This is a genomic window from Holdemanella hominis, from assembly GCF_014306155.1.
GTDB classification, from domain to species: domain Bacteria; phylum Bacillota_I; class Bacilli_A; order Erysipelotrichales; family Erysipelotrichaceae; genus Holdemanella; species Holdemanella hominis.
Genome location: NZ_JACRWH010000013.1, coordinates 37,293 through 44,362, shown reverse-complemented (window position 1 = coordinate 44,362; position 7,070 = coordinate 37,293). Strand labels below are relative to the sequence as shown.

At 35.0% G+C, this 7,070-nt stretch carries 4 protein-coding genes; 3 read left to right on the top strand and 1 reads right to left on the bottom strand.

Going from position 1 to position 7,070, the window contains the following annotated elements; genetic code table 11:
• The first annotated feature begins 361 nt into the window (after positions 1-361).
• Positions 362-1,765, top strand: a complete 1,404-nt coding sequence (uxaC, locus tag H8911_RS05040) for a glucuronate isomerase (protein ID WP_186998886.1) — start codon at positions 362-364, stop codon at positions 1,763-1,765.
• A 49-nt stretch (positions 1,766-1,814) separates the two neighbouring features.
• Here the strand turns inward: uxaC and H8911_RS05035 are convergent, their stop codons facing one another.
• Positions 1,815-3,035 carry an AraC family transcriptional regulator gene (locus tag H8911_RS05035; RefSeq protein ID WP_186998885.1) on the bottom strand — a complete coding sequence of 407 codons (1,221 nt, stop codon included), beginning with the start codon at positions 3,033-3,035 and terminating at the stop codon, positions 1,815-1,817.
• Positions 3,036-3,313: 278 nt separating this feature from the next.
• On the opposite strand from H8911_RS05035, the gene H8911_RS05030 reads away from it, so the two are divergent.
• A complete protein-coding gene (locus H8911_RS05030) occupies positions 3,314-5,575 on the top strand; it encodes a glycoside hydrolase family 2 protein (protein ID WP_117926020.1) in 2,262 nt (753 codons plus the stop codon).
• 12 nt (positions 5,576-5,587) lie between these two features.
• Positions 5,588-6,976: an MFS transporter gene (locus H8911_RS05025; RefSeq protein ID WP_117926018.1), complete on the top strand. Its 1,389-nt coding sequence runs from the start codon at positions 5,588-5,590 to the stop codon at positions 6,974-6,976.
• Positions 6,977-7,070: the final 94 nt, after the last annotated feature.

The window sequence follows — 7,070 nt, the reverse complement described above, 5'->3', positions numbered from 1 at the left end:
AGCTGGATTGATTGCCGCAAGCCTAGAAGGATATGATCCTCAGGCAACCATTGAATTTGCGGTAGCCGCAAGTTGCTTAAAACACTCTATCGAAGGTGATTTCAACATGGTAAGCATGGACGAAGTGTTGAAATTAGCTGGTGGAGATGGTTCAGGCCGCGTTCAAAGATAATAATTTATTTCGGTAGCAACAGATTACTATCATGTATTTATTTCTCCTAATTTACAACAACAATATACTTACATTAAAATGTCTAACTTTTAGTCGTCTGTTACTATATATAAAAAAGGATCGGTATTCTATTTTCCCTATGAATATCGGTCCATATTACTTTAAAACAACTAGAAAGCAGGAATATATATGAAACAATTTATGGATAAAAATTTCTTATTATCTACGCCAACCGCACAAAAGTTGTATCATGAATACGCTGAAAATATGCCAATTATTGACTATCATTGTCACTTGGATCCAAAAGAAATTTATGAGGATCGTCAGTTTGAAAATATAACACAAGTATGGCTTGGTGGGGATCACTATAAATGGCGTCAAATGCGCTCGAATGGTGTGGAGGAAAAATATATTACAGGAAATACATCGGATCGCGAAAAATTCCAAAAGTGGGCCGAAACATTGGAAATGGCGATTGGCAACCCTTTATATCATTGGTCTCATTTAGAGCTTAAAAAATATTTTGGTTATGAAGGTTACTTAAATGGCGATACAGCGGAAGAAGTATGGAATTTATGTAATGAAAAATTGAAGGGTATGAGCGCTCGTAGTTTAATTCAAAACTCGAATGTTAAATTATTATGTACTACAGATGATCCGGCAGACTCTTTAGAATGGCATAAAAAGATAGCTGAAGATGATTCTTTTGATGTTAAAGTTCTTCCAGCATGGCGTCCAGATAAAGCTATGAGTTTAGAAAAGCCAGACTACTTGGAGTACTTAACTCGTTTAAGTTCAGTAAGTGGAATTGAAATCCATAGTTTTGAAACATTGATTAAAGCCCTAAAGAATCGAATGGATTTCTTTGAAGCCAATGGGTGTTGTGTAAGTGATCATGGATTAGAGTATGTAATGTATAAACCAGCATCGTTTGAAACGGTTGAGGAAATCTTTACGAAGCGTTTCAAGGGTGAGGTTATTACGCATGAGGAAGAGTTAGTGTTTAAAACTGCATTTATGGTGGCTTTAGGTAAAGAATACAATAAGAAGAATTGGGTGATGCAACTACACTATGGGGTTAAGCGTGACAACAACAAGGCTGTATTTAATAAGTTAGGTCCAGATGCAGGTATTGATTGTATCAATAACTTTGCACCTTCAAGTGAAATGGCAGATTATCTAAATGCACTTGCGATCACGGATGAGTTGCCTAAAACAATTCTATATTCTTTAAATCCAATGGATAATGCAGCCATTGGTACAATTATTGGTTGTTTTCAAGATTCAAGTAACATTGGAAAGATTCAACAAGGTTCAGCGTGGTGGTTTAATGATCATAAAACAGGTATGACAGATCAAATGACGTCTCTGGCAAATCTTGGCTTATTATCAAACTTTGTCGGTATGTTGACAGATTCTCGTAGTTTCTTGTCGTATACACGTCATGAGTATTTCCGTCGTATTCTTTGTGAATTATTGGGAAATTGGGTAGAAAATGGTGAATATCCAGCCGATTATAAAGCTTTAGAAAAGATTGTTAAGGGGATTTCATATAATAATGCAGTCCGCTACTTTGGCTTTAATGTAAAATAATAATATGTAAGAGAAAACGTACTTCTTGGTAGTGTGAAGTACGCTTTTTTTATCGAATATCTTCTTTGAATTCACTCGGTGTTTTGTTCATTACTTTCTTAAAAATCTTAGTAAAGTAATTTACGTCAGGAATACCACAATATTGAGCAATGTTTTGAATCTGCATATCTGTTGAACTCAGTAGATAGACTGCATGTTCAATTCTTTTTGTGTTTACATAGTTTGTAAGTGTAGTTCCTGCCTCTTTTTTAAAGAGGGCTGATAAATAGTTTGGACTTAAATTTAATAAGTTTGAAAGAGCACTTAAACTTAAATCCGCAGTTAAATCCGTATCAATATATGTGATGACTTTTTGGATAGGTAAAGAATAATGATTGATGGAGTGTTTTTTAACCAATAGACAATATTTTTCAACCATATTTTTTTGAAGTTCAATACCTTTTTTTACCGAGGTGATATTCTCAATTTCTTTCGCAAATTGACTCGATAGTGCATCAAGATGTATTGGATGTACTTTTCCTTTTTCGGCACTTTTCCTTAATATCGTATTTAAAATAATCGTATAGTTTTTAATATCGCGAATGGGATCGCTCAATCTTTTTTCCATTTCAAAAAAAATCGATGAGGAAGAAAATTGTTCAGCTTCGTGAATTAATCCTTTTGAGACAGCCTGTATAAGTCCATTTTCTCTGGCGTATCGTTCTTCCATAGCTTTCATTGTTAGAAATGCATCATCATTTGTTTCTTTTTTTTCTCTAGAAACAGGCTGTGCCCATTCAATAGAATGAGGATCGACTTTTTCAAGTGAAAAGTTGTTCATATTACCCCATAAATATTCGCCTAGGGTGATGATGAGTAATAATAAATGATCGATATCTTTAATAATAGGAACTTTTTCATAGAAGTATTTTAGTTGAGAAAATATTTGCGGTGAAAAATTATAATGATCGGCTAGGTTTAATAAAGATTCTTGGGTGATCTCTTGATCCAAATAAGGACCAATCATCAAATAAGTACCAGGTTTATTCGGAAGACGTAGCGCATAGTACTTACAAAAATACTTATCATTGATTTGATAGATTGTATTAGATTTACTTGCAGATGTTAAAAATTCAAAAAATTTAGGGTAGTCATCAGTACCATATATAATTTTTCTAAGACCTAGATCAAATGTAGGGGTATCGTTTTCATATATATGGATAAGCGCTGTTTTGATAGATAATTTATTCAAATATTTAATGACAAATGCATATTCTCTCTCATAATCCATAATATTTCTCCTTTAATAGTAATATTTAACTGTATTATCGTATAATATTATGATTAAGTCAATAATGTGCTATATATAAAGGTATTAATCTGTTGCCTTTTTTTCTTAAATCGAGTTAAATAAGCTGATGGTGAGAAATAATTTTCGATAATGTAAGGGGATACAGTAATAAATTACTATAAAACAATAATATATTACTATCATCATGCAATGTTAGCGATTACAATATAGATAAAGATTTGTGTTTGGTAAATAAAATATTAAAAAGGAGAAAAAAGATGCGAAAAATTATTAATTTAAATGAAAATTGGCTGTTTATTCAAAAAGACGTTGGGCTACCTAATGTTATGCCGACAGACTGGCAAACAGTGAATTTGCCTCATACTTGGAATGCGGTAGATGGACACGATGGAAATGGTTCATATGATCGTGGAAACTACTGGTATGCGAAAACTTTTAAAACTCCAACGCAAGCGTTTGGTGGTTCTAAAGTATTCGTAGAAGTATTGGCTGCTGGCCAACAAGCTACAGTGTATGTGAATGGTACTAAGGTTACGTATCATGAAGGTGGATATTCAATCTTCCGTGCCGATGTTACTGATTTGTGCAAAGAAGATGAAGAAAACTTATTAGTGATTGCTTGCAGCAATGAGTATAAAGACAGTGTATATCCCCAAAGTGCAGATTTTACATTCTATGGAGGTTTGTATCGTGGAGTCAACATCATTTGTACAACAGAAGCTCACTTTGATTTAGAGTACTATGGCGGTCCTGGAATTAAAGTGATGCCTTATCCATGTGATGGCGGTGCAAACTTTGAAATCGAATCATTCGTAAAGGATGCCGATGAAAACTTTACCGTATTATATTCAATCTTAGATGCCGATGGAAAAGAAGTGGCTTCAGCTTGTCGTCCTGCAGATTCTACAAAAGTATCTGTCTTTGTTTCAGATACGACAAACTGGGATATAGACAATCCATACTTATATACAGTAACAGCGAAACTGCAAAGACGTAATGAAACATTTGATGAAGTGACAGTGAAGACAGGTGTTCGTAGCTTCTCATGTGATCCAAGTAAAGGATTTATTATCAACGGTGTAGAAACACCATTACGTGGTGTAAGTCGTCACCAAGATCAATTGTATAAAGGAAATGCGTTGACTCGTGAAGATCACTATGAAGATGCAAGAATCATTAAAGATCTAGGAGCAAATACAATTCGTTTGGCTCACTATCAACACAGTCAAGATTTCTATGAGGCATGTGATGAATTAGGCTTCATCGTCTGGGCTGAAATTCCATTTATCAGTGTATTCAATAAGAATCCAGACGCACATCAAAATTGTATCAGTCAGTTGAAAGAATTGATTATCCAAAACTACAATCACCCGTCTATTTGTTTCTGGGGAATCTCAAATGAAATCTTGATTGGTGGAATCAGTGAAAAGTTGGTGGAAAACCATAAAGAATTGAATGCGTTGGCTAAAAAATTGGATCCATCTCGTTTAACTACAATTGCACATGTAAGTATGACTCCAGTGGATAGTCCAATGCATGAAATTACAGATGTGATCAGCTACAACCACTATTTCGGATGGTATGGCGGAAAAATGGAGGACAATGGTCCTTGGATGGATATGTTCCATGAAAAACATCCAGATTTATGTCTAGGTCTATCTGAATATGGTTGTGAAGGTATTATCACTTATCATGGACCTAATCCAGCCTGTAAAGACTACAGTGAAGAATATCAGGCATTGTACCATGAGCACATGGCCAAAGTATTGAATGATCGTCCTTGGATCTGGTCAAGCCATGTATGGAATATGTTTGATTTTGGATGTGCAGCTCGTGATGAGGGCGGCGTTAAAGGTCGTAACAACAAGGGGCTAGTCACAATGGATCGTAAGACAAAGAAAGACAGCTACTTCATTTATAAAGCATATTGGAATGCAGAACCAATGGTACATGTATGTGGTAGCCGCTATGCACAAAGAGCTGGAGAAACAACTCAAATTCGTGTGTATTCAAACCAGCCAAGTGTAGCATTATATCTAAATGATGAATTGGTACAAGAATTAAGTGCAGATAAAGTATTTGTGTTCAATGTAGCATTAAAAGATGGCTTCAATACAGTATTAGCTGTTGCGGGTGATGTAAAAGACAGCATTACATTAGAAAAGGTAGAAAAAGAACCTTCAATTTATGTCTTGCCTGAAGTAAATGAGCGTGCAGAAGGTGTTAAAAACTGGTTTGAAGCCGTTGGAGATATGGATCTTAAAGCTCCAATGGAATTCCCTGAAGGAATGTACAGTATTAAAGATACGATGGAAGAAATTTCTCATAATAAAGATGCCTTTGCGATTGTTCAAAAGGCAGTTAAACTTGCGACAAACTTCAATATCGCACCTGGTGAAGGTATGTGGGATATGATGAAGGGTATGAATATGGAAAATATGCAAAAAATGGCTGGTAGTCTAGTTCCAGAAGGATTTATTGAAAGCTTAAATGCGCAATTGATCAAGATTAAGAAGTAGAGGATAAGCAGTATGAGTGAAAAAAATAATGTTCGTCCTTTTGGGTTCAAAGATAAAATCGGTTACATGTTTGGAGACTTTGGAAATGATTTTACATTCATCTTGTCTTCAAGCTTTATGTTGAAATTCTATACAGACGTTATGGGTATTCATGCAGCCGTTGTTGGTGTGTTAATGATGGCTGCAAGATTTGTGGATGCCTTCACGGATGTTGCAATGGGCCAGATTGTAGACCGTTCTAAGCCTACAAAAGACGGAAAGTTTAAACCATGGCTTCGACGTATGTGCGGTCCTGTTGCGATCTCTAGTTTCTTGGTATTCCAATCTGGATTTGCGAATATGCCGTATTTATTCAAAGTTGTTTGGATGATTGTAACTTATATTTTATGGGGAAGTATTTTCTATACTTCAATCAATATTCCTTATGGTTCAATGGCTTCTGCGATTTCAGCAGATGCAAAAGATCGTGCAAGTTTATCAACTTGGAGGTCAATCGGTTCCACATTAGCTGGTTTAGTAATTGGTGTAGGTACTCCATTGTTCGCATATGAAACAGTCAATGGAAATACTATATTATCTGGAAATCGTATGACAATTATTGCTGGTGTATTCAGTGTTATGGCTGTGATTTGTTATATGTTGTGCTTCAAGTTAGCAACTGAACGTGTAGAAGTTCCTCAAAACAATACAAAATTTAACTTTGGTGATTTGATGAAGAGTTTAGTTACAAACCGTTCATTGATTGGTATTATTGCAGCTGCAATCTTGTTACTACTTGTAATGCTTACTATGCAAGGTATGAATGCGTATTTGTTCCCGAATTTCTATGGTAATGTAGCTGCTCAATCGGTAGCTGCATTAGCTGGTAGTCTTGTTATGTTAGTTGTTTGTGCACCATTAGCTACAAAGTTATCTGCAAAATATGGTAAAAAAGAATTAGCTATTGGTTCATGTTTATTTGGTGCTGTTGTTTATTTGATTTGTTGGGTATTAAAACCAGAGAATCCATATACATATGTTGTATTCTATGTGGTAGCCAATATTGGTGTTGGATTCTTCAATATGGTTATCTGGGCAATGATTACTGACGTAATTGATGATGCAGAAGTTAAAAACGGTGTTCGTGAAGATGGAACAATCTATTCAGTATACTCATTTGCACGTAAAATTGGACAAGCTTTATCAAGTGGTATGATTGGTGCATTGTTATCAGTGATTGGATATTCTGCAGCCACTGCATTTAATCCAGAAGTAGTTAATGGCATCTTTAATATGACTTGTATCATTCCTGCGATTGGATTTGTTGGAATCGCATTGGTATTGATGTTCTTATATCCATTAAGTAAAAATCGTGTCGAAGCGAATGTATTAGAACTTAAGAAGCGTCGTGGCGAAATCTAACATATCGACTACCCAATTTGTTCTCCTTTAAACCTATAAATAGTCTATATGTGAATAAAGTGGTCAATTAAATGACCGCTTTTTTATCGTAATT

Bases quoted from the DNA above. Each gene is read 5' to 3' on its own strand.
- H8911_RS05030 (WP_117926020.1), top strand. From the start codon at position 3,314: ATGCGAAAAATTATTAATTTAAATGAAAATTGGCTGTTTATTCAAAAA.
- H8911_RS05025 (WP_117926018.1), top strand. From the start codon at position 5,588: ATGAGTGAAAAAAATAATGTTCGTCCTTTTGGGTTCAAAGATAAAATC.
- uxaC (WP_186998886.1), top strand. From the start codon at position 362: ATGAAACAATTTATGGATAAAAATTTCTTATTATCTACGCCAACCGCA.
- H8911_RS05035 (WP_186998885.1), bottom strand. From the start codon at position 3,035: ATGGATTATGAGAGAGAATATGCATTTGTCATTAAATATTTGAATAAA.